This window comes from Bacillus sp. FSL E2-0195, assembly GCF_038003645.1.
GTDB lineage: Bacteria > Bacillota > Bacilli > Bacillales > Bacillaceae_G > Bacillus_A > Bacillus_A mycoides.
Genome location: NZ_JBBOPN010000001.1, coordinates 4635632 through 4658494, shown reverse-complemented (window position 1 = coordinate 4658494; position 22863 = coordinate 4635632). Strand labels below are relative to the sequence as shown.

27 protein-coding genes, 1 pseudogene and 1 riboswitch are annotated in these 22863 nt (G+C 34.2%); of the genes and pseudogenes, 21 read left to right on the top strand and 7 right to left on the bottom strand.

The features are described 5' to 3' along the window. Window positions 1-3: 3 nt before the first annotated feature. The 3 genes from MHH59_RS24115 (at window position 4) to MHH59_RS24105 (ending at window position 3495) form a co-directional block, all read left to right on the top strand. Window positions 4-660, top strand: a complete 657-nt coding sequence (locus MHH59_RS24115) for a YkyA family protein (RefSeq protein ID WP_033731514.1) — start codon at window positions 4-6, stop codon at window positions 658-660. A gap of 210 nt (window positions 661-870) precedes the next feature. Further along, a complete protein-coding gene (locus MHH59_RS24110) occupies window positions 871-1632 on the top strand; it encodes an ABC transporter ATP-binding protein (protein ID WP_340852542.1) in 762 nt (253 codons plus the stop codon). 15 nt (window positions 1633-1647) lie between these two features. Then, window positions 1648-3495: an FtsX-like permease family protein gene (locus tag MHH59_RS24105; protein WP_033731510.1), complete on the top strand. Its 1848-nt coding sequence runs from the start codon at window positions 1648-1650 to the stop codon at window positions 3493-3495. Between the two features lie 168 nt (window positions 3496-3663). Here MHH59_RS24105 and MHH59_RS24100 read toward each other — a convergent pair whose 3' ends face one another. Next, window positions 3664-3843 (bottom strand): cold-inducible protein YdjO-related protein, encoded by a 180-nt coding sequence (locus MHH59_RS24100; RefSeq protein ID WP_002015777.1) that lies wholly within the window; start codon window positions 3841-3843, stop codon window positions 3664-3666. Between the two features lie 374 nt (window positions 3844-4217). On the opposite strand from MHH59_RS24100, the pseudogene MHH59_RS30890 reads away from it, so the two are divergent. From MHH59_RS30890 to MHH59_RS24080, 4 genes and pseudogenes are all read left to right on the top strand, one after another. Then, window positions 4218-4388, top strand: a pseudogene (locus MHH59_RS30890) (FtsX-like permease family protein); the annotation flags it as partial. Window positions 4389-4509: 121 nt separating this feature from the next. Continuing rightward, entirely contained in the window at window positions 4510-4764 is a 255-nt protein-coding gene (locus MHH59_RS24090) for a hypothetical protein (RefSeq protein ID WP_002143525.1), read from the top strand. 55 nt (window positions 4765-4819) lie between these two features. Then, window positions 4820-5578, top strand: coding sequence for a hypothetical protein (locus MHH59_RS24085; RefSeq protein WP_340852537.1), 759 nt, complete (start codon window positions 4820-4822; stop codon window positions 5576-5578). 105 nt (window positions 5579-5683) lie between these two features. Beyond that, on the top strand, window positions 5684-6193 hold the full coding sequence (locus MHH59_RS24080) for a DUF2199 domain-containing protein (protein ID WP_016127563.1): 510 nt from the start codon (window positions 5684-5686) through the stop codon (window positions 6191-6193). Window positions 6194-6234: 41 nt separating this feature from the next. Here MHH59_RS24080 and MHH59_RS24075 read toward each other — a convergent pair whose 3' ends face one another. Further along, window positions 6235-7137 carry a diacylglycerol/lipid kinase family protein gene (locus MHH59_RS24075; protein WP_002192389.1) on the bottom strand — a complete coding sequence of 301 codons (903 nt, stop codon included), beginning with the start codon at window positions 7135-7137 and terminating at the stop codon, window positions 6235-6237. A 150-nt stretch (window positions 7138-7287) separates the two neighbouring features. Further along, window positions 7288-7815 (bottom strand): hypoxanthine phosphoribosyltransferase, encoded by a 528-nt coding sequence (hpt, locus tag MHH59_RS24070; RefSeq protein ID WP_000687586.1) that lies wholly within the window; start codon window positions 7813-7815, stop codon window positions 7288-7290. 161 nt (window positions 7816-7976) lie between these two features. Here hpt and MHH59_RS24065 point away from each other — a divergent pair, with 161 nt between their 5' ends. The 6 genes from MHH59_RS24065 to MHH59_RS24040 all read left to right on the top strand — a co-directional run bounded on the left by MHH59_RS24065 (window position 7977) and on the right by MHH59_RS24040 (window position 12718). After that, window positions 7977-8192 carry a hypothetical protein gene (locus tag MHH59_RS24065; RefSeq protein WP_002129607.1) on the top strand — a complete coding sequence of 72 codons (216 nt, stop codon included), beginning with the start codon at window positions 7977-7979 and terminating at the stop codon, window positions 8190-8192. Window positions 8193-8377: 185 nt separating this feature from the next. Beyond that, window positions 8378-8710 (top strand): hypothetical protein, encoded by a 333-nt coding sequence (locus MHH59_RS24060; RefSeq protein WP_000410949.1) that lies wholly within the window; start codon window positions 8378-8380, stop codon window positions 8708-8710. 186 nt (window positions 8711-8896) lie between these two features. Continuing rightward, on the top strand, window positions 8897-9391 hold the full coding sequence (locus MHH59_RS24055) for an LPXTG cell wall anchor domain-containing protein (RefSeq protein WP_002129604.1): 495 nt from the start codon (window positions 8897-8899) through the stop codon (window positions 9389-9391). A gap of 89 nt (window positions 9392-9480) precedes the next feature. Then, window positions 9481-10101 carry a class D sortase gene (locus MHH59_RS24050; protein WP_002129602.1) on the top strand — a complete coding sequence of 207 codons (621 nt, stop codon included), beginning with the start codon at window positions 9481-9483 and terminating at the stop codon, window positions 10099-10101. Between the two features lie 53 nt (window positions 10102-10154). Next, the gene (locus tag MHH59_RS24045; RefSeq protein ID WP_000041840.1) at window positions 10155-10844 is read left to right on the top strand and encodes a response regulator transcription factor; all 690 of its coding nucleotides are present in this window, start codon (window positions 10155-10157) and stop codon (window positions 10842-10844) included. After that, window positions 10841-12718, top strand: coding sequence for a sensor histidine kinase (locus MHH59_RS24040; protein ID WP_078213633.1), 1878 nt, complete (start codon window positions 10841-10843; stop codon window positions 12716-12718). Before MHH59_RS24045 ends, MHH59_RS24040 begins: the two co-directional genes overlap by 4 nt. Before the next feature lie 208 nt (window positions 12719-12926). On the opposite strand, the gene thiT is transcribed toward MHH59_RS24040, so the two are convergent. Beyond that, window positions 12927-13598 (bottom strand): energy-coupled thiamine transporter ThiT, encoded by a 672-nt coding sequence (thiT, locus tag MHH59_RS24035; protein ID WP_078178543.1) that lies wholly within the window; start codon window positions 13596-13598, stop codon window positions 12927-12929. Window positions 13599-13684: 86 nt separating this feature from the next. Beyond that, window positions 13685-13786, bottom strand: a riboswitch (TPP riboswitch). 194 nt (window positions 13787-13980) lie between these two features. Between thiT and MHH59_RS24030 the strand changes: the two genes are divergently transcribed. Genes MHH59_RS24030 through MHH59_RS24020 form a run of 3 tightly spaced genes read left to right on the top strand, consistent with a single transcriptional unit; the run spans window position 13981 to window position 16377 of the window. Beyond that, window positions 13981-14208 (top strand): FeoA family protein, encoded by a 228-nt coding sequence (locus tag MHH59_RS24030; RefSeq protein ID WP_000060512.1) that lies wholly within the window; start codon window positions 13981-13983, stop codon window positions 14206-14208. Continuing rightward, window positions 14205-16193 (top strand): ferrous iron transport protein B, encoded by a 1989-nt coding sequence (gene feoB / locus MHH59_RS24025; RefSeq protein WP_002167503.1) that lies wholly within the window; start codon window positions 14205-14207, stop codon window positions 16191-16193. The genes MHH59_RS24030 and feoB overlap by 4 nt, the downstream gene beginning before the upstream one ends. Window positions 16194-16209: 16 nt before the next feature. Next, window positions 16210-16377 carry a FeoB-associated Cys-rich membrane protein gene (locus MHH59_RS24020; protein WP_000989601.1) on the top strand — a complete coding sequence of 56 codons (168 nt, stop codon included), beginning with the start codon at window positions 16210-16212 and terminating at the stop codon, window positions 16375-16377. A gap of 35 nt (window positions 16378-16412) precedes the next feature. Here MHH59_RS24020 and MHH59_RS24015 read toward each other — a convergent pair whose 3' ends face one another. Then, window positions 16413-16991, bottom strand: coding sequence for a lipoprotein BA_5634 family protein (locus tag MHH59_RS24015; protein ID WP_340852527.1), 579 nt, complete (start codon window positions 16989-16991; stop codon window positions 16413-16415). 403 nt (window positions 16992-17394) lie between these two features. Here MHH59_RS24015 and MHH59_RS24010 point away from each other — a divergent pair, with 403 nt between their 5' ends. The 5 genes from MHH59_RS24010 (at window position 17395) to MHH59_RS23990 (ending at window position 20221) form a co-directional block, all read left to right on the top strand. Then, entirely contained in the window at window positions 17395-18060 is a 666-nt protein-coding gene (locus MHH59_RS24010) for a PspA/IM30 family protein (RefSeq protein ID WP_002015754.1), read from the top strand. An 80-nt stretch (window positions 18061-18140) separates the two neighbouring features. Next, window positions 18141-18545, top strand: a complete 405-nt coding sequence (locus MHH59_RS24005) for a DUF350 domain-containing protein (RefSeq protein ID WP_002015753.1) — start codon at window positions 18141-18143, stop codon at window positions 18543-18545. A gap of 21 nt (window positions 18546-18566) precedes the next feature. Beyond that, window positions 18567-19073: a DUF4178 domain-containing protein gene (locus MHH59_RS24000; RefSeq protein ID WP_002129592.1), complete on the top strand. Its 507-nt coding sequence runs from the start codon at window positions 18567-18569 to the stop codon at window positions 19071-19073. 13 nt (window positions 19074-19086) lie between these two features. Beyond that, complete coding sequence (locus tag MHH59_RS23995; protein ID WP_002129590.1) at window positions 19087-19905, top strand: DUF4247 domain-containing protein; 819 nt, start codon at window positions 19087-19089, stop codon at window positions 19903-19905. 97 nt (window positions 19906-20002) lie between these two features. Further along, a complete protein-coding gene (locus MHH59_RS23990; protein ID WP_002167505.1) occupies window positions 20003-20221 on the top strand; it encodes a hypothetical protein in 219 nt (72 codons plus the stop codon). Window positions 20222-20359: 138 nt separating this feature from the next. Here the strand turns inward: MHH59_RS23990 and MHH59_RS23985 are convergent, their stop codons facing one another. Together MHH59_RS23985 and MHH59_RS23980 are read right to left on the bottom strand one after the other, a co-directional pair. Continuing rightward, a complete protein-coding gene (locus MHH59_RS23985) occupies window positions 20360-21232 on the bottom strand; it encodes a YitT family protein (protein WP_000738210.1) in 873 nt (290 codons plus the stop codon). Between the two features lie 202 nt (window positions 21233-21434). Next, a complete protein-coding gene (locus tag MHH59_RS23980; RefSeq protein WP_002129589.1) occupies window positions 21435-22469 on the bottom strand; it encodes a YdcF family protein in 1035 nt (344 codons plus the stop codon). Window positions 22470-22863: the final 394 nt, after the last annotated feature.

Genomic DNA, 22863 nt, shown 5'->3' with positions numbered 1-22863 from the left:
ACATTGACTTATAAAGCGTTAGCGATTACGGGAATTATATCTATAAGCTTATTGACAGGGTGTTTTGGCGCAAAGCCAGAAGCAGAATTGTACGTCGCATTTGAAAACGCGATGAAGCAAGAAAAGATGGTTTCTGAAGATGCGAAAAAACTAGAGGTCTTAGAAAAAGAAGGTCAAGAGTTATACAATCAAATTATAAATGAGGGTAAAGATAGTAACCAAGCAATTATGCCGAAGTTAGAGCAAGCTACAAAAAGTATTGATGAACGTGAAAAAGTATGGAACAAAGAAAAAGAAGCTTTTGGAAAAGCACAAGAAGAAGTAAAATTAGTTCATAAAACTATAGATAAAATGGAAGATGCAGCTCTTCAGAAACAAGCGAAAAACATACAGGATATTTATAAAAAGCGTTATGCATCTTTTAGTAAGATAAATGATTCGTATCAAAAGTTAATGAAATCTGAAAGAGAATTATATAAAAGCTTAGGTGAAAAAGAAACGAACTTAAAAAAGGTTAGTGAAAAGATTAAAGGTGTAAATCAAATGAATGAGGACATTCAACGAGAAAAAGAGAAATTTAATAGATATACACAAGAATATAACAAAGAGAAATTAGATTTTTATAAACAAGCGAAAATTAAGATGAAAGAGGAGAAATAAATACTTTATTTCTTACTCCAAAATAGAATAGAGAAATCAAAAGTCCCAAGCTACTAGCCTTGGGGCTTTTTCATATTCTTAAAGAAATGTTAAGAATATCCGCTGCTATTTATTAAGAAATGCTATCTATACTTAGAAATGGGTTAAGAAGTGCTCGGAAAATATGTAGGGAAAATAAAAGATAGGAAAAAGAAGTGTAGGAGGATATATATGAAAGCATCAGTTGTAGAGGTAAAGAATGTACAAAAGGTATACGGTAAAAAAGATGAGAGTCAATCACATGCGCTAAAGAATGTATCGTTCTCAATTCAAGAGGGTGAATTCGTTGGAATTATGGGACCATCTGGTTCAGGAAAAACAACAGTATTGAATGTAATTTCTACATTAGATAAGGCAACAGGTGGAATTGTTGAAATTGCTGGAATAGATATTACGAAAATGAAGCAGGGGGAATTATCTGATTTTCGCTCAGAGAAACTAGGGTTTATCTTTCAAGATTTTAACTTACTTGAAAATTTATCAATCTATGAAAACATTGCATTACCGCTTTCTCTGCAAGGTGTTCATTCGAAAAGAATTGAATCAAAGGTGAAAAAGGTAGCAGAAATGTTAGGAATTTCAGAGATTCTTCAAAAATATCCGTCCGAAGTATCTGGTGGACAAAAACAACGTTCGGCAGCGGCCCGTGCACTTGTACATGAGCCAGCCATTATTTTAGGAGATGAGCCAACAGGAGCGCTTGATTCTAAAAATGCGAAAAGTTTATTAGAGTCGATGACCAACTTAAATGAAGAACAGGATGTTTCGATTATGATGGTTACACATGATCCATTTAGTGCGAGTTACTGCCGACGTATTTTATTCATCCAAGACGGAGAACTGTATAAAGAAATTCATCGCAGAGGTACGCGTGATGAGTTTTATAAAGAAATTTTAGATGTGCTTGCGGATTTAGGCACACAAAAAGCATAAGAAAGAAGGTTCAACATGTTATTCAAACTTTCCATGTCGGGACTAAAAAGTAAACGAAAAGACTATATGGTCTTATTAGTTGGGCTTATTATGTCTATTTCAATTTTTTATATGTTTCAAACGTTAGCGTTAAATAAAACGTTTATTGAAGGGAATTCTATGGATGGGATTTTTTCCGTCTTTCAAACGGGCTCATTTTTATTAGGATTTATTACATTATTTTATATTTTATACGCCAATTCATTTTTATTATCACTTCGGCAAAAAGAATTTGGTATGTATATGGTATTAGGGGCAAAAAAGCATAAAATTACATTGCTCATGTTTATTGAAACAATTGTATTAGGAATAGTATCTCTTATAGTAGGTGTGATAGTCGGTATAATCTTGGCACAAGGTGTTGGACATTTACTGATGAAGGAGCTGGAATTTACTGGTGGTGGTTATCATGCATTTTATGTACCATCAATCGTTGTTACTTTCATCTTTTTCATTGCATTATTTATGTTGTCCGCAATTATGAATGGTATGAAACTAGTGCGTAATTCGCCATTACAACTCGTTCACTCCAATAGTCAAACAGAGCGTACGTTTACTAAAGGGAAACTAACGAATATAGTAGCACTTTTATCAATTATTTTATTAGTAGTTGGTTATGTTTCGATGATATATATGAAGGAGCTAAAGGAATCAGGATTTATCATTGCTACAATTACAGTAACATTAGGAACTTACATGCTATTTGCATCATTCCTTCCCATTATTATTAATAAACTAAAAGCGAATAAAAATCATAGTGAAAAAGGAATCAATGCGTTTACGTTTGCACAGTTAAGTTTCTCTATTAATAGCTTAACGAAAGTATTAGCGACAGTTGCTATGTTAGTGGCTCTTGGTGCGGGTGCAATCTCCAGTGGTATGGCGTTAAAAAATAATGTTACAAATATAGTGGAGAGTGCAGAATACTATGATGTCGAAATTAAAAATCCCACAGCAGAAGAAAAGAAAATACTAGATAGTATTACATTTAAAGAAAAGAATGAATATCGATACAAAGTAGATGAGCAGTTTATTTATCAGTTGAAAGAAGATTTGGAAAGAAATCGTCCGCTAACACGTACTGGAAAGGACGAGAATAGTAGCCGATTCGTTCCTGTTTCGAGGGAACTAATTGCGGGATCCGTTTTAAGTCATAGCCAAGAAAAAAATGAGAATAATACCAATGTAATTCCAGAAGAATGGGGAAATATTTTACGGTCTCTTCAAAAGACATATATGAATCCTAGTCAAAAGATAAAAATTGTAGATCAAAAGATGTATGATGGGATACAAGGTAAAGAAGAAATTATAATACTGGGGAAAACGGACAATTTTATAACGTATAAAGAAGAATGGAAAAAAATTGATGAATTAGAGCTAGCTAAATATAAAGATATGAAAGAAGTACATCTTTTGAGTAAATATATGCTGTATGAAGGATATTACAGTACTTACAGTGGAACAGTATTTATGGGATTTTTCTTAGGCATAGCTTTCTTAGCAATGTTGGCAAGTTGTTTAATGTTTAAAATTCTTTCTGGTGCTTCAAAAGATATTATTCGCTATCAAATGCTTCGTAAAATTGGTGTACGTTATGAGCTATTAACGAAATCAATTTATAAAGAGTTATTTTTCATTTTCTTGTTCCCAGCGATCGTAGGTATAACGCACGTATTAGTCGGAATGAACATGTTCTCGTTCTTAATAGATAATCCATATTTCCGGATTTGGCTGCCGATTATTATTTTCTTAGTCATTTATGTGTTTTATTATTTCATTACAGTTCAATTGTATAAAAAAATTGTTCTTCCGAAAGAAGTGTAGTATGTAGTGAATAAGGGGGATGATGAATCGAGCTAAATTTAGGGGAATATTATATGGAATTTATAGCGATGAAGAAGTTAAATAATGAAAGAAGCAACTTGTACTGTAGATAAGGAGAAACAAAATCCTCTATTTTTTCAGTATATAAAAGATAAAGAGGGAAAGGTATTATAACTTCTGTAGTAATCGTTCGCCGCTTTTCATGTCGCCTTTACACAACGGGCATTGTGGCTTATCTTCTAAAGAAAAGTTTTTACGCATCCATCCAAGGCAGTCGTCTGCTTCGCATTCCCACACAGCAATTGCTTCTGGTTCTTCTACAGGTTTATCATTTTTTCTCCAATACATGTGATCGCTTCTTTAATTTGAAAAGTTTTTCGGAAAAAACAAAAAAGGTTGTTAACGTTTTTTGTTAACAACCTTTTATTTATTCATTATACTGTATTTTTTAAAAAAATGCGAAGGTTAGTAATTGTTAAAGTATAGCGAAATAGCGATTATACAAGCTCAGGATTATAAATCATCGTTGAACGCCTTAGTAATAATTCAATTTGACACGGTGTATGCCGTCAACCTTCTCCGCATGTTTCTACCTCTTTTTCTTCTCTTATTTCAATTCAGATAAGCCTAAAGAACTATAAAGGAAAATGAGTATACTATCAAAAAAAATTTTAAGAGAACTGAATTAAAATAGATTTAATATGAGTAATTGAGGAATATATCCATTAGTAGTTAGAGTTTCACATAGTTTATTTGTGCTAAAAGGCTTATCGGCAGTACTTCCGTATGAAATTGCAGTCCCGTTATTAATTAGTATTGGTCTGTATAGCACCATGTATATTGGCTATTATTTCTTAACGGTTCGTTCTTATTTTCGGATTGTTAAGGAATAAAAATAGTGATGAAATTTCTCGTGAAACGAAAGGAAACATAGTGGGAATTATGTTCTCTTTCGCTTTTTTATTAGTTAAAATGAAGTGTGTATGACAATGGTATTTAAATGGAGTGTTATAATTGGGGATTTTAATTATAGTAGGATGCCTATTAATAGGCATCCTTTTGATTGGCCTAAGTATTTATAGGTTTGTAAAAGAAATAAAAGAAAAAGATTCAAAGAAAGATAAATGGACAGTAGTGGCACAAAATATTCTAGGGTTATTTAGTGATCCGCTGCACGGAGCACCATTCTACTTTTTAATTGGTGCGCTCTTTTTTGTAGTGGGGCTTTTATTTCTCTCTATGGGAATGGGCTGGGTTGAAATTGATTAGTTGGTGCTAGAGAATTAATTATATAATCGTAGTGGTATTAAGAAGGAGAGAGTAAATGCCAATTATAAGAGATATCCAATTAATGTTTCTAAAAAGAAAAGAGAATATAAGTAGCCTAGAGATATTAAAATTAACATCCTCAAGCAACTACGATGAAGAAATATCTTTTTTTAAAGAAACGAGCTGTATTACTTCTTTATATTGGCGACATATGCCAAAGTTAAGAACAGACTATGAAAAAGGTATCTTGATTCACTGTGTGGATGATATTTCATTATTAAATCAGTGGGAGAAGGAATATCAGATTTCCCCTGAATATATTAATGTTTTTGTAGATTATGGGAGTGAAAAGGATTTTTCGTATTTATCAAATCGAGAGAAAAAAGAATTAGCTCTTCGTATTGTACACTCTGAAATGAAGAATTTAGCTGTGAAATATGATTGGGATATAGAGGCGTTAGAAAAAGCATACAATAAGATACTGGATTTGGATTATAAAAATGAACTGGCATATATAAAGAAGAGTAGTCTAAATAAAAAATATGTATGTAGTATAATTTGTCAGCATGAAGTGGCTTATGCTGATATTTACTTAGAAATAAGGGAGTATAGAACTAGAAGGTTAATTAGAAAAGACAAACTTATTAGAGAAGAAGACATGTATAAAATGTTTAATCATGTTAGTGACGTGGCTTGGAAATTAAACTATAAAGTGATGTTGATGAACGATAAAGGGAAAACTATGTGGATGTTAACCTTTTTGGAGAAAAACGATCCGGCTAATTTAGTTTGGAAAATTGAGAAGATAGATTAGAAAGAGGGATTCTTCCTACTATAGTAGAGTGTGATGAATATTATAAGACTCATTTAGATAATATTGAGAGTTAAATTTATATAAAAAATAGGAGAATAACAAAAGATGAAAAGAAGAAGAAAGTCCGGAGAAAAGATACAAATGAATCGCTTTACACTCCCTTTATGTTATGGAAGTGAAGCACCATATTATTACTACGAGGTAGCACCTCATGAAAGAGAGGGACGCTTCCATTTAACATCAGATCTTTGCATAATGGACGATGAACATTACTTCATTAGAGGGTGTTTAGAACTTCCTATAATTGATTACCACGAAAATTTCATCTGGGCTGTGTGGGTCTCACTTAGTAAAGAAAGTTATGATAAAGTACTAGAAAAGTGGGATGAAAGAGGGCGAGAAAATAGCGATCCTCATTTTGGCTGGTTATCTGTAGAAATACCAGTTTATCCAGAAACACTAAATTTAAAGACAAATATACATATAAGAGAAGTTGGAATGGCGCCGTATGTTGAATTAGAGCCAACCAATCACCCTTTAGCGATAGAACAAAGAAATGGAATTACTTTGGAGAGAGTGAAAGAAATACAAGAAATTATACAACGATATAATTAGATTAGAAGAGAAAAAACGAGTGATATCACTCGTTTTTTTCATTACACAATATTAGGATTATAAATCATCGTAAAGTGCGCTTGTAACAACTCAATATGACACGGTGTATGAAGAGAGCTTTCACCATCTGTATCTACTTCTTTTTCTTCTTCTGTTTCAATATGAATGGATTTAGCTTTGACGTGGAAGATGTCATTTTCATTTGAGTCTTCAAATAGTTTCTTTCCGATATAATCTTTAAACGCTTGAATGCCTGTTGATTTGACTACGAAAATATCAAGTGTTCCGTCATCACATTTTACGTTCGGAATAAAGGATGGGATACCCCCGAGATATTCACCGTTTCCAACCATAACAAGGACAGCTTCATCTTCATACACTTGTCCGTCGTAAGTAATTTTTACTGGGAATGGTTCAGCATTTTTTACAGTTCGAATGGTGCTTAAATAGTAACCAATTTTACCAAGCTTTGCTTTCTCTTCTGCATCAATATTGTTTGATACTTCAGATACGAGTCCAATGCCCCAGAAGTTTAAGAAGTGTTGTCCGTTTGCTTTTGCGACATCAATTGGTTTTACATGTCCTTTTGTAATGAGTTTCGCTGCTTCTGCAATATTTTGCGGAACACCAAGTGTGCGAGAGAAGTCGTTGCAAGTTCCGCCTGGAATGATTGCAAGTGTAGGTCTAGTTTCAAGAGGGGCTAAGCCATTAGTGCATTCAAATACAGTTCCGTCACCACCAAAGACTATAATTAAATCTACTTTACTAGCAAACTCTTGGCAATATTTTGTTGCATCACCTTGTTTTTTCGTATGAAGGATATGTAGGTCAGGAAAAGCTGTGGCAAGTGGTGGTACGATTTTTGTTAAGTTCGTATGTAAATCGCCTTGTCCTGCTTTCGGATTTACGATGAGGAGTACTTTTTCAAATTTTGTTTTTGTCATTCTTCATCTCTCCCTTTGTTTTTATAAATTACGGTAGAAATAAAACTTCCACCAATAATGCATGGAAGCTTATTTGATCCCGCTATTTGCGGGCCAATAATCATTGGGAATGGACAAAAATCCCACTGATTAAGGTTTCACTTTATTATATTATTCCGTTACAACTGAAGCGATAAATGGTAAGTTACGATATTTTTCTGCGCAGTCGATACCGTAGCCAACGATAAATTCGTCTGGAATTTGGAAGCCAACATATTCAGCTTTTAAGTCCACTTTACGGCGTTCAGGTTTATCAAGTAACGTACAGAATTTCAATGCTTTTGGTTTATGCATGAAGAAGTGATCTTTTAAGAAGTGAAGTGTTAAACCAGAATCGATAATGTCTTCTACGACAATTACGTTTTTTCCAGTAATGTTTACATCGATATCTTTTAATAGTTTTACTTTTCCAGTTGTTTCTGTTTGATTTCCGTAGCTAGATGCAGAGATAAAATCGATAGTTACTTCGTTTTTAATATGACGAATTAAATCAGCAGCGAATACGAAAGATCCTTTTAATACAGCGATTACAACGATTTCTTCTCCTTCAAAATCACGTTCGATTTGAAGTGCTAGTTCTTTTACTTTTTCTTGTAATTGTTCTTCAGAAATTAAAGTGTCTTTTATTTCAATTTTCATTTGAATCCTCCTACAGTGTAAAACTTGTGAACATTTCGACTGTAAAGGATAGAAAGAAAAAAGTCAAAGAAGATATAAGGTTTTTACAGAAATGCCCACAAAATAGTCAGATGATATGATATACTGATCATATTAAGAAAACGCTTCCGTGAAGGGTGATTATGATGAAAAAGAAACAGTATACAAGTGTAACATTTATAAAAGCATTGCTTTTAACAATCGTTCTTGGTATGTTGGCTTACATAATTGATGTACCTGCAATTCGGATTTCATTAATTGGAATGACTTTAGTATTAGGCGCAATTTCCCATGGTATGATGTCACAGCTGCAAGAAGTTGGACTTGATGATATGAAAGATCATATAGATAAGAAATGAGAAACCTTCACGTATATAGAGTGAAGGTTTTTTCGTTTCTTACAAAAATGTAAGGTGATTTGTAAGACAAATCGATAGTTGCATAGTAGTGTTTTGGATAAACTATAAGTGTAAGGTAAAAGGCAAGCATATTTTAGGTAAATTAAGTTTTAGGCACTCTATATGTGAAAAAGGAGTAGGAGGGCATGGAGAAACATTGGACGACCTTTTCTTTTTTAGCAACTAGTAACACCGTAATGCTAGCTGGAGAAATGGATTTTTTGCATACGTTTGATCGAGAAGACGATCATTCTTCTTCTAAATTTACAATGAAATGGAGTAAGTGGAGCGATAGTTGTAAATTGGAAGAAGAGGCCCCTAACGAAAGGCAAAAAATTATTTTAACAAATCCTATTAAAGCATGGGTCGTTCAATGTCGTAAGTGTAACGTCAAAAATCACTTCAAGAAAACTGAGCCGAGACAATTAGTTATCACTCCGGCCCTTTCTACTTCTCAATCACGCGAAAGTAACAAATAAATATCGAGACACACACCCGAAAAAACATCGTATATATTACGGTGTTTTTTTATTTTTCTAAAATGAAATCTTTAACAGAATTCCATTTCATCTGCATCTTATATTTACATCTCTTGTTTATTCTAGTAATACATCCGGTGCGACGTGATGTGTTACTAGAATAAAGTATAAAAGGAGAGAAATAAAATGAAAAAAAAACTATTACCAATTTGTGCAATGGCACTTTTAACAGTAGGATATTCTTCAGTAGCGAGCGCTTCTACTGGAACATTAACAAAAGAAGAATCAGCGCAAATGCAGCAAGATAAAGCTAAAAAAGAAGAAGCAATTAAGGAACAGCAAAAGAGCGAAGTAGAGAAAAAAGAAGCAGCACAAGTACAAGAAAAAAGTGATATGGCTAAAAAAGAGGAAGCAATAAAAGCAGGGCAAAAGAATGATACAGCGAAACAAGAAGTAACACCACAAGTGCAAGAAAAGGAAGCTCTTGCAAAAAAAGAAGCAGCAATTAAGGCAGGGCAAAAGAATGATGCAGCGAAACAAGAAGTAGCGAAACAAGCTGTACAAGGTGAAAAATTACCAAACACAGCATCAAATAATGTAGCAATGATGGCATTAAGCGCATGTCTTGTAGCGATAGGGACATTATTTGGTTTGAACCGTCGTAATAAGATTAAGGCATAAATAAAATATTGTTCTATAAAGAATGGGATAATTTCATATATTAAAAATGGTAGGTTACTCCTACCATTTTTTGCATGGAGGGATTCACAGTGACAGTTCTAAATCGTATTGGATTTACGTTAATGATAGTAGGCTTATTAATGGGAGCCTATTACGCTTTTGAATGGTATAAAGGAAAAAGTTCTGCACAAGATTTAACGACAGAAGAAATTAAAAATTTTGAACAACAAACATCCAAGCAGCATTCTAGCGAAGTACCAGTAAATGCACAAGTACCTTCTTCTCAAATACAACATAAAGAAGGAGAAAAGATAGCTATGTTAAATATACCGAAAATAAAGAAGAAATTTTCTGTTTATTGGGGAGCGAATGATGCAACTTTGAAAAAAGGAGTGGGTATGTTTGTTAGTGATTTAACGACAACTCCATCTGGAGGAGGACATACTGTACTCAGTGGGCATCGAGATACTGTATTTACAGATTTAGGAGAGTTAAAAGAAAAGGATAACCTTATTTTGGAGTATGATAATAAAACTTACACATACGAAATTCAAAAGACATGGATTACACATGCGGATGATCGTACCGTTATTGTTAAAAAAGAAGAACCTACATTAACATTGACGACTTGTTATCCATTTGATTATATAGGGGATGCACCGGATCGATATATTATCGAAGCAAAGTTAATTACGAGTAATTCAAAATAAATTATAGAGCTTTGAATAGTAATTTCTTAAAGCGAGAGGGGGAGACATAGATTATGTCAAAAAACATTTTGATTGTTGAAGATGAAGATATTTTACGCGAAATATTAAAGGATTACTTTTTGAGTGAACAATATAAAGTGCTTGAAGCGAGAGATGGAAAAGAAGCTTTAGTCTTATTTGAAGAAGAAGAGGTCGATTTAGTTATACTTGATATTATGTTGCCGGAACTTGATGGATGGTCTGTTTGCCGAAGGATTCGTAAGACGTCCGGGGTTCCAATTATTATGCTGACGGCACGTGTAGATGAAGATGATACATTACTTGGGTTTGAGCTTGGGGCAGATGATTATGTTGCGAAACCATATAGTCCGCCTATTTTATTAGCGAGAGCGAAACGATTATTAGAAAGCAGACAAGCATCAAAAAAACCTTTGGAAAATGAAGATGATACGTTATCAATTCATGGCATTCACGTCCATTTTCCGTCACGTACTGTTACTGTTGATGAGGCAGACATTACTTTAACACATACAGAATTTGAAATATTAGCTTATTTCATGAAAAATCAAGGGATTGTACTAACAAGAGAACAGTTAATTTCAAGAATTTGGGGGTACGAATTTGCTGGCGATGATCGAACGGTTAATAGTCATATTCGTAATTTGCGAAATAAATTAGGAGAGAAAGCAAAGTACATTACAACTGTAGTGCGAACCGGTTATAAATTCGAGGGGAACATATGAGAAATGGGATTGTACTTAAATTATTTACACTTACAACAGCTCTATGTATGTTGATTTTAGCGACGATATTTATTGGGCAAACAATATTTTTCAAACAATATTATGCGAATCGAAAAGTGGAAGATATTAAAGTGAACTTAAATTCCTTTGCAAAGAACTATTTAAATTATGCAGGAAGTGCAGAAGAAGTTCAGAAACTGGAGCAAGATTTTTTAAGAGAAAATAATACGTGGATTACGACTTTAGACCAGTATGGGAATTTAAAACATGCGGATGATTTTTATTTTGAAGTAACGATAGACCGTAGGCAACAAAAGAGCTTTGGACAACAAATATTCAAGATTCCCTTAGGTAATCTCGTCAATATAGAGGAGATTGATAATAAATTATCAGAGAATTTTTCAGGACAAGAAATTTATTTTTCTGGAGTGAGAAAAGAAGAAAGTTTTATTCCATTCTCTTTCTCGTTAGGTAAGCAAAATTTAAGTGGATCTAATAAACCGTTAGAAAAAGCATTTAATGAGAAAATGATTAAATTAGATCAGGAGAAAAAGATTAAATTAGATCAGGAGAAAAAGAAAGAAGCTGAGGAACAAGTTGTTAAGGAAAAGAAGCCGGCCGTTCAGGAGCAAGCTGCTCAGGAATTAGATGCTCCCATAGTAGGACGTGTTACGAAAGTACAGTTCCCCGATGTAAAAGGTCCTGTGAATCCAATTTATAAAAATAGTTTATTCTTAGATAGCATAAAGGAATTTCAAACTGATTTATTATTAAAAGAGAATAATCATATACAGTATTCAACACAAATAATGGACTATGAAAAAAATGATATAAAATATAAATTATTAATTAAACCCAAAAAAGAAAAAGACGGATCGGTAACATATATATATGCGATGGCTTCTTTACAGCCTGTAGATGAGGCTGTACAAATGGTGCAAGATTATTACATCTATATTGTTGCATTTGTAGTCGTTCTAATTTTTCTAGCTTCGTTTTATTACTCAAAACAAATTGCAAAACCGCTACTAAAAATAAATGATACAACGAAGAAAATAGCTCATTTGGATTTCACAGAAAAAATTCCGATTACTTCAAAAGATGAAATTGGTGATTTATCGCAAAATATTAATACATTATCTAATAAACTACATTCACATATTGGACAGTTAGAACAAGATATTGAAAAAGAAAGAAAGTTAGAAAACACAAGGAAAGAATTTATTGCGGGTGTATCGCATGAACTAAAAACGCCGCTGAGTATTATGAAAAGCTGTATTTCCATTTTAAAAGATGGGGTAGCTGAACATAAGAAAGACTACTATTTTCAGGCGATGGAAAAAGAAGTAGACAAGATGGATATACTAATTTTGGATATGCTTGAATTAGCTAAATTTGAGTCTGGCACATATAACATGAAGATGGATTCTTTCTATATCGATGGAGTGATTGAAGAAATATGTGAACAGCTTTCATCGGAGATAGAGAAAAAAGAACTGAGTGTGCACAAACATATATGTCCAGCTGAAGTGGTTGGGAATCAAAATAGAATTGAACAAGTAATTGTGAACTTCATTACGAATGCAATACGTTATACACCAGATAAAGAGGATATTATTATTTCCACAATAGACGAGAAGAATTATATAAAAGTGTGTATTGAAAATAAGGGTGCCCACATTGAAGAAGAACAATTAGATAAAATTTGGGATCGTTTTTATCGAGTAGATGCGGCACGGAAACGTTCACAAGGTGGAACCGGGCTTGGCCTTGCGATTTCAAAAAACATTTTAGAGCTGCACAATGCTGAATATGGGGTCAAGAATACAAAAGATGGTGTGTTATTTTACTTCTATTTACCGAAAAAAGCGTAGACAATACTATCTACGCTTTTTTAATTTATTTTCATATTATCTTTACCTAATCTTTACTTCTAAACAGTATACTTTGAATAGAAAATGAGGTTATGTAAGGAGTCGATGAACCGTGCATAGCAATTGGCTAAGTATAATGGTATTTATTTTCTTTTGTGCATTTATTGTATTTTTAATTGATATTACGATGTGAAAAAAGAGCGCTAAGTTAAGCGCCCTTTTTTTGTGAATTTATTTGATAAGCACTCATGCTTTTGAATAATCTTGGTGAAGTGATAAATAAAAATATAAGTAAAACGGTACATAGAATATAGGAACCAATCATTGTGCTACCGTTAAATATTAAAGAATATAGAATAGCTGATTGACCTTTCGGTGCATATTGTCCCCAGAAAATAATACCGGCAATAAAGTGACAGAAGTAACGAGCTAGACTACCGATAAAAGTAGCGATGATAATGTATCCAATTACTTTCTTTCCTTGGTTTTGTTTTGATGAAGGCTTATCTTTACGGCTACTTAAGTTTGATTGTTCGTTTTCATTCTTATTAGATGCTAGAAGTGCTTTTTGAATTGGACGATAGAATAAACCAGCAAATCCAATGAATGCGAAAGCAACGAAGTATTCAATGATTACTTGAATTGGTGTGACGATAATGGCATCGCCTACGACAATTTGTAATAATCCCCAAATTAAGCCTCCTAAGAAAGCCATTTTGAAGCCCCAGCGGTATGCGATAATAAAGATAGGAATCATAGCGAATGAGATGGAACCGCCTGTTGCTGATATTTTGATTGAAAGTGGTAAAATATCGATGACCAAGGCGAAGGCTGCAAGAATAGCAGATTCGATCATCGCTTGTAAATTGGTGTTACGCATGTTGTCTCCCCCTAAATCCAAGTTGCAAAAAAAGAATAGATATCATAGGAGGATACGAAATACGTAAATAAAAAAAGAGGTGTGTATTTCGGACGTTTGCACAATTCCTGCGTTAGCATTAACTAACAGGTTCAAAGGGTCGGAACGAATTGTTCCCTCTCAGCGGTAAGGCTCCCCCTGTGATAACGAGATTCTTTATTTGCTATTGTTCATTGTAAGCGAAATGGATGAGAATGGCAAATGAATACCGTATGACAATTATTGAAATAGAATTGTAGCGAAATGTTAATAAATATGAAGCAAAAGGGTATAGTCCAATTGAAATAGAGTATGATATAATTTTCCTGAAAATAATTATCATTCTCTTCTGAGGGGGAAGGTTATGAGCTTAGTAGATATTAAAATTGGCGAGAAAGTGTTAGTAAAAAGTATTCAGTCTTTAGATCAGTTATTAAAGCGTAGACTAGCTGCTTTCGGTCTCGCGGAAGGAAGCGAACTTCGCTTGAAACAGAAAGCGATGTTTAAAGGTCCTTGTACATTGGAGTGTCGTGGACAGTTAATTAGTATTCGTCATTGTGACGCGAAAATGATAAAGGTGGAATTAGCGTGAATAAGGTTGCTTTGCTAGGGAATCCGAATACAGGGAAAACATCATTATTTAATGCACTTACTGGTTCTTATGAATATGTAGGAAACTGGAGCGGTGTAACAGTAGAAAAGAAGGTTGGTAAATTAAAAGATAAGCAAGGAACATTAATTGATTTACCAGGCGTTTATGATTTGAATCCAGTTTCACGTGATGAAGGTGTCGTTACGAATTTTCTACTAACAGATGAATTTCATCATATGTTAAATATAGTGGATTCTTCTCAATTTGAGCGAAATATGCATTTAACATTGCAATTACTTGAATTTGGTAAGCCCGTTTCAATTGGTTTAAATATGATTGATGTGGCAAAGCAAAGAGGAATTGTGATTAATGTAAAACGGCTATCAGAAATATTAGGTGTAACAGTCGTTCCTGTCATCGCAAGAACCGGAAAAGGCTGTGAAGAATTACTTACTACTCTTCATGAAGAGAAACAAAAAGAGAAAAAGCCATTCATTATTTCATATGGTGTACAAATGGATGAAGGAATTGGAGAGGTAATCGCTCTTTTAGAGACAGCGAATTATGAGCATCCGAGATGGTTAGCCCTTCAATTTTTAAGCAATAACGAAGTAGTAGAAAAAGAAATGAAAGCATTACCAATTTATAAGGAACTTATAGCCATTCGATCTCGTTTAGATGGAAAACTTGATTGTACGTTGGAAGAGCACATTTACAAGACTCGTGAAGCGTATATTGAAAAGTTAAAAACAAATGTTATGCAACATGAGAAAGAAGGAAAAATTCCTTTTTCAGAAAAAATTGATAGGTTAATTACACATAAAATTTTAGGACTTCCAATCTTTTTAGCAGTTATGTTTTTTATTTTTCAGGTTACGTTTACGTGGATTGGTACACCTTTATCTGATATGCTTGATGGATTTTTTGGCGGACAACTTACTGATTGGGTTACAGCTGGGCTCACAAGTGTTGGGGCTTCTGACTTTATTCAAGCACTCGTTACAGAAGGTATTATTGCTGGTGTTGGTGCGGTATTAGTATTCGTTCCACAAATCTTTGCACTATTCTTCTTCATTTCATTATTAGAAGACTCAGGATATATGGCACGAATTGCAGTTGTTATGGATAGAATTATGGAGTTTTTCGGTTTAAACGGAAAAGCATTTATTCCGATGATTATCGGCTTTGGATGTAACGTTCCAGGTATTATGGCAGCGAGAACGATTGAACAAGAAAAAGAAAGATTACTTACCGTTCTTGTAACACCATTTATGTCTTGTTCAGCACGTTTACCTGTATATGCATTATTTGCGGGAGTATTCTTCCCTAATAGTCAAGCGACTGTTGTGTTCTCTTTATACATTGCAGGTATTGTTCTTGCATTACTCGTTACAAAAATTATGTCTCTTACTATTTTAAAAGCAGAAAAATCTATTTTTGTAATTGAACTACCACCTTACCGTGTGCCGCAAGCGAAAACGTTATGGCTGAGCACGTGGGAGAAAGGTAAAGGATTTGTTCGTAAAGCGGGTACATTCATCTTCGGTGGTTCTGTTGTCATTTGGTTATTAAACTATGCAGGTCCATCAGGATTTGGTGTTGATATGGGAGACAGTTTCTTAGCGATGATTGGTGGATTTATTGCACCACTTTTTGCACCGCTCGGCTTTGGAACGTGGCAAGCTGCAGCATCCCTTTTAACAGGATTTTTAGCGAAAGAAGTTGTCGTTTCTACGATGGCAATTATTTATGCGGTTAAAGAAGATGTGCTAGGAAATGTAATGGGAGCACATTATACTGCGCTATCAGCCTATGCATTTATGTTCTTTATTTTATTATATGTTCCGTGCTTAGCGACAGTAGCTGTTATTAAACGTGAAACAGGATCGATGAAATGGACAGTTTTCTCTGTCGTTTATCCGCTCGTTGTTGCTTATGTATTAACGCTCATTATATACCAAGTTGGATCCTTACTGGGATTCTAGAAGGAGATGTATCGCGGTGATGGTCAATATTATAATTGGAGCTATCATTTTTGGTTATGCAGCATATACGTTAGTTAATTTTGTAAAGAGAAGTAAAAAGGGAAAATGCGCAGCATGCTCTTTAAGTAAGTCATGTCAGTCGCAAACTTGTAGTCCAGATATGGAGCAAATTGCTCATAAATAGAAAAAAGCTTTGCGAATTTCGCAAAGCTTTTTTGTTTACTTTTTAATTTTTACAAGCTGAGAAGCTTCTACTCCGTTGTAACCAGGGAATTCTTTACTAGGGTCTTTATCGAATTTTAATACACCAACAGATTTTTCATCACCTTTTACATTTCCATAAGTTGCATCGTCAACAATTGCGAACATGTCTGCATATGCACGGCCACTTCCGATAATTGTGTTGCCTTCGTATTTTAATTTTGCCCCATCAAGTGTAGCATTTTCTACTTTCTCTTTTGCAAATAACACGCCTTCTTCTGTTGTTACAGCTGGTAATTTATCAAGTGGTCTTGTATCATCGTTTTTATCAACTTTGCTAAGTAATTCTTTTTTCACCAGTTCTTCACCAGTTTTCTTATCCATTACAAGAACTTTTTTACCCTCTAATGTTGTCATTTTCATTTTATAGAAGTCTTTTTCTTTCACTTCTTTTTTATTTTTATCTGTAACTTGTTGAATTTGCTCATCTGTTCCGTATAGTACAAAGCCGTTCGCTTTTTCTCCTAATAAAGAACAACCTGATAATGCTCCGAATGAAATTGCTGCTGCTAATCCGATTCCTACTAATTTTTTCATGATGATTGCTCCTTTTATATGTTTTATAGTAAATACATTTTTTGTATTAGTCCTGAAATTATGAGAAGCTTGTTTGTTGCTTCTGGTATTAGTGTATAAGAAATATTGAAACGTAACTATCGAGTTAGCTTACAGTAACATTACAATAATGTAATTTAGTGAAAGTGCATAAAAATATGTCAATTCTGAAGAGGATTAATGAGAATATATTAGGAATACAATGTTTTATCTAGAATGTCATATTATATTGGCTGTATTTTGGAAATAACATGTAAGGACATATTAGTTTTGTTATAATAAACACATAGGCTGTAAAAATGAATATTCTTTACTGTTAAGGGAGATTTTTCAGTTTTCCAAGTAGTGAATTTGAAATATGAGGTAAGTCATAGGAGGAATTAGAATGTCTGTATTTAAACGATTACGAGATTTAACAATGTCGAATGTATATTCATTAATTGAAAAAGCGGAAGATCCAGTTAAGATGACGGATCAATATTTACGCGATATGCAAGCGGATGTACAAGAAGCTGAGAAAAGTGTAGCAGCTCAAATTGCACTTGAGAAGAAATTCAAAATATTATTTGAAGAGCAAGAAGCACTTGTGAAAAAACGTGAAGAGCAAGCTCATATGGCTGTTCAAGCAAGCAATCTTGACCTTGCGCGTCGTGCTCTTGAAGAAAAACAAAATGCAGAGCAAAAGATGAATGAGTATAAAGCGAGCTATGAGCAAAACAAAGCAGCTGCTGATAACCTTCGTCTTAAGCTAGAAGAAATGCGTAAGCAATTAACAGAGCTGAAAAATAAACGTGAAACACTTGTTGCACGTGTAAATGCAGCGAAAGCACAAAAGAATATTAATCAGGCGATGTCTGGATTTGATTCAAATTCAGCAAAAGCTGGTTTAAGCCGTATGGAAGAGAAAGCACTTCAATTAGAGGCTGAAGCAGAAGCAAGCGGTGAAATTTACAAGAAAGAAAAGTCGTTAGATGATGAATTCGCAAGCTTAAACAAAAATTCTGTTGTTGACGATGAATTAGCTCGTATTATGAAGCAGTACGAGAAATAATATAGAATAGACAAAGAAACCGACATGTCTGAAGAGAATTCATGTCGGTTTTCTATTACTTTTTTAGAGGAGGTTTTGTAATGACGTGGATGAATGTTTTAGCTATGCTTGTATGGACTGGAGCGAGTGCGGTACTTTTATTTGCAATTATGTGGGTTGATTCGATTTTTACAAAATACAATGATTTAAAAGAAATGAAAAATGGAAATACAGCAGTGACAACGCGTTTCGTTATGAAATTATTTGCGCAAGGGTACATTTTATCTCAATCTATAACGAAAGCGAATGACTTATGGCAAGCGCTTCTTGCCTCAGCAGTTTCATTCGTTATTTTATTAATTGTAGAAATGTTCATTGAGTTTGTGTTAAAGAAAATGTCTGGTTTAGATTTAGAAGAAGGAACGAAAGAAGGCAGCTTAGCACATGCGTTGTTAGCTGGTTCATTACATATCGTTGGTGCACTTATTTTAGGTGCTTGTTTATAAAGAGAAAAGGAGGGGTAGATTGTGAGTTTATTTAAACGTATTAAAAATATAATGAAGAGTCCGGAGCCGCCGAAGCCAGAAAAGAGTCTTTTAACGTTGGCTCCTGGCGATATGATTGAAGTCTCGTTAGTCATGTACGAATTAACTGGGAAAATGAGCATGCATTCTCGCAAGGAGATTATTTTAACTTTGCAGGATGGGAAAGATATTCGTTATTTGAAAATTGAAGACCGTGAAAATACGTATTACAAATTGTATACACCGATTGATGGTCGTTTAGATTCAATCGATGAAATTCCGACGACGATTGAAATGGATGATATAGAGTATCATATGGAAGAACAATATAATGGACGTGTTGTTGTTATGGGGAAAACACCATTCGCTGCTTCAGAAGAACAGTACGTATGGGAATTCCAATCTGATAACCGCAAATTATTACGTGTTGAATGGCAAAATGGTCGCACAATGATGTATGAGGGAGAAGTAATTATTCCTGCTGATGTACAAATCATAAGAGCAACATAAGGGGGGCGTAATCATGTCAAACCGATTGTTTACCATGATTAAATCGTTCGTGATCCCTATACTTGCTATCGTTACATTACTTGTTATTGCCGGTTATGCTTTATCGGGCTGTCAAAGTGGTCAGGCGAAGTCAATTCAGGACCGTTACCCACTAGAGTCTGTCGCAAAGGATGGTAAACAAGAATCTTACGTGTATAGGGCCGCCAATCGGTCAGTTCCTGAAGTTGCAAAGGAACTTATAGCCGAAAGGAAACCGAAGCAAGCATCTAAAGAAGACGAAAATCAAATGTTCCTCGTTTATTCTGATAAAATGTATAATTTACAAAAGGATAAAGAGAAACCATCTGATACGTTAATTGAAATAAGCAATGAAGAATTTGTCCGTCAAAATTACCAACCATCCTTCTTACAAGGATATATCATGGGGAGTATATTAAACGATATATTCGGTTCACGCAAATCATCATACGGTGATTATCGCGGATATAATGACAGACAAAATCATAAACCGGTGATCCCGGAAAGACCACCTACGAAAGAGGAAAAGAAAACCCCGCCTCCAATTACGAAGGAAGGGAAAGGATCTATTATTAAGCGAGGCGATAATGTAGATCCGAAATCATCTGTAGGTGATAAAGGAAGTATTACGGAAAAAGGAAGTAAAACGACGCCACCGCCTTCTACCGGAAGCAAAGGGAAAATTACGAAAAACCCGGGTGGCTCGAGTGGATCTGATGTGAAGCCGAAATCATCCATTAAAACCCCACCAAAGAATACGTCGCCCCCGAAAACAAGGGTTGGCGGTTCAGGGAAAATTATGAAGAGAAGATAGTATAGAGACCGAAAAGTGGAATTTGCTTTTCGGTCTTTTTATTATGGGAATTAATTCCTTATAGCTGGTACAATTAAGTTATAAGGAGGAGATTATTATGAGTATATATAAAAGGTTTAGTTTGATTATGTTCCTCGTCTTATTCCTCAGTTTGTTTATTAGCACAACGATGAAATTTCACTTTATAGTAGGTATTCTATGGATACTGTGTACATGTACTCTCTTTCTATATGTTCCGCTTCGCTTTCAGCATGAAGTGCCCGCCTTTCAAAAGTACGTCGATTGGATTAAAAGCGGGGGAAGATGGGGGGAGTAAAATATATCAACGGTTTTTCGATTATATCTATCGTAGCTCAAAATATATCAACGATTCGAAAAGGAATATCGATTTACCAACTTCATAATAAAAAGAGGCTGCACCAATATTTTGGCACACCCTCTTTTTTCATAATGATTAATGAATATCACGTTTCTTAAAGTTACCGCCTTTTACTTCAGCTACGTCATAAACTGTAATAAAGGCATTAGGATCGATTTCATTAATCAGGTCCTTCATTTTACTTTCTTCTAAACGGTTAATTACACAAGAAATTTCTTTGAATTTCTCTCTTGAATAACCACCATATACTTCGTTATACGTTGCGCTTCGGCCTAAACGATCGCGAATTGTTTCTACCATTAATTCAGGCTCTTTCGTGATGATTTTAAATGTTTTCGAACCACTTAAACCAACTTCAACGATATGAATCACTTTCGAAGCGATAAAGTAAGCAATTGCCGAAAGGATAGCCCCTTGAAGACCAAATACTGTTGAAACAAAAATAAAGACAAACATATTTAAGAATAAAATAAGGTCACTTGTTCCAAAAGGTAACTTACGAGAAAGTAATACAGCTAGCATATCGATTCCATCTAATGCGCCGCCGTTACGTAAGGCTAGTCCCATACCGAAACCGATAATAATACCACCAACAACTGTAACGAGTAGTGTATCGCCTTCAATAATAGTTGGTATTCCGTGCATGACAACGGTACCTATTGCTAATGAAGCAATCCCGATGATGGAATAAATTGCAAAGCTTTTACCGATTTGTTTATATCCTAACCAAACGAAAGGAATGTTAATAACTGCGATTAGAGCTCCTAATGGCAATCCAAATAATCTTGAACTAACGATACTTAAACCAGTCACACCACCGTCGGATACGTTATTTGGAATTAAGACAGCTTCTAATCCGTAAGCTGTGATAAATGCCCCAATAATAATCATCAAAGCTTTTGAAGCAATTTTCAGCTTATTGGGCTTACTCTTGATCATTTTTTTCATATAATTTCCTCGTTTCAAACTAGTTTCTTTTCCTTACATGTTTGCTAATCAGTTCGATTCATGCCTAACAACCATTTTAACATTATATTTGAAAAAATTCTCCTTTAATGGATGTATGCAGGGAATATTATCACCATAGTACCATTAAAATATTTTTGAAATTCGTATAAGAAATCCCACCCTTTTAAAGGATGGGATGTTGTTAAGAAAGTATAAAACTAACGACTGTTAGGAATAAAGCGAAACCTAAAATAGTTCCACATATTTTCATATGGCGCTTACGCCCCATAACGACAATTGCGACATATTCGCGAATCATTGCATTAGGCCAGTAATAAAAGGCTGTTTTTGATCCGATTCCTTGGCTATTAAGGCCAGCTTGTCTTGCATATATGCCAGCACGGAAAAGATGGAAATTATTCGTTGTAAAAATACTTTTATACTTACCTTCTGGTTTTAAAGAATCCATAATTTCTTTAGAGAACGACATGTTTTGATATGTGTTTACAGAACGATTTTCTTGTACCGTATGTTCAAGCGGAATGCCTTTTTCAACAGCATAATTTTGCATCGCTTCTGCTTCCGGAAGACCTTCATCAGGCCCTTGCCCACCAGAGAAAATGATTGTTGGTGGTGTATTCACAGCGGCTTGCTTCCAATAAAAGTCGATTGCTTTATTAATGCGACTTGCAAGTAAGGGTGGCACTTTGTCATTAATTAAGCCGCTACCAAGAACGATGATGAAATCTTGATTACGTCTCGGTCTATTGAATTGGTATAGAAAATAAGCGCTTAAGAAGTTAGATAAATGTATAAAGAAATACATAGTTACAAGAGAAATAGCAGCAAAAATAAATTGAAAATGCTCTGAGAATAAACTTGCTGGATTTATGATAGGGATTAGTATACAGAATAAAATCCCTAAAGCAGCAATTAAAGTTAAAGAGTTTGTAAAGCGTCTTCCTTCACGCCTCATCAAGATTCTCGCATTAAGAAATAGTCCAAACATTAGAGCAACGATGCCAAAAGGTATCATGAAAAGTAGAGCTAACATGGGTAGAATAACGATGAAATGTAAAGTGTTACTACCAGATGCAAACGAGGCGATTGCACAAAATAATAGAAATGAACAGAAAAAGGCATTAAATAAAAAGCCATTTATTATTTTTCGTGGATCTTTTAAGTAAGAGATAAGAAAAATAATAAACAATATAAGAGGAATGATTCCGAAAAACATAAATATAGTACACCTCAATTTGTATAATGTTTTATTGCATCCTTAATATTACATGATTTTGAAGATGTTGATAAAAAAATAACGATTTAGAATTTTCTCAACAATCGATATAGTTAAATATGGTAAAATGTATTCAAAGTGATATATTAAAAGTAAAATGGTTGAAGAGGCACTCTGTGGAGTGTCTTTTTCTTTTTGGTATGTAATTATGCATATTATGTTTATTTTCAAGGGAAGAGGATTAAAATATAAGTTGTGGATACACGCTATAAAGCAGAATTTTATATTAATATTTACCTCTACTCTTTTTGTACCTAACAATCTTGTAACAATTCATGATTCTGTTTTCTAGTGTGTGTTTACAAAAAGCTGGATGGGGTATATATAAACAGGG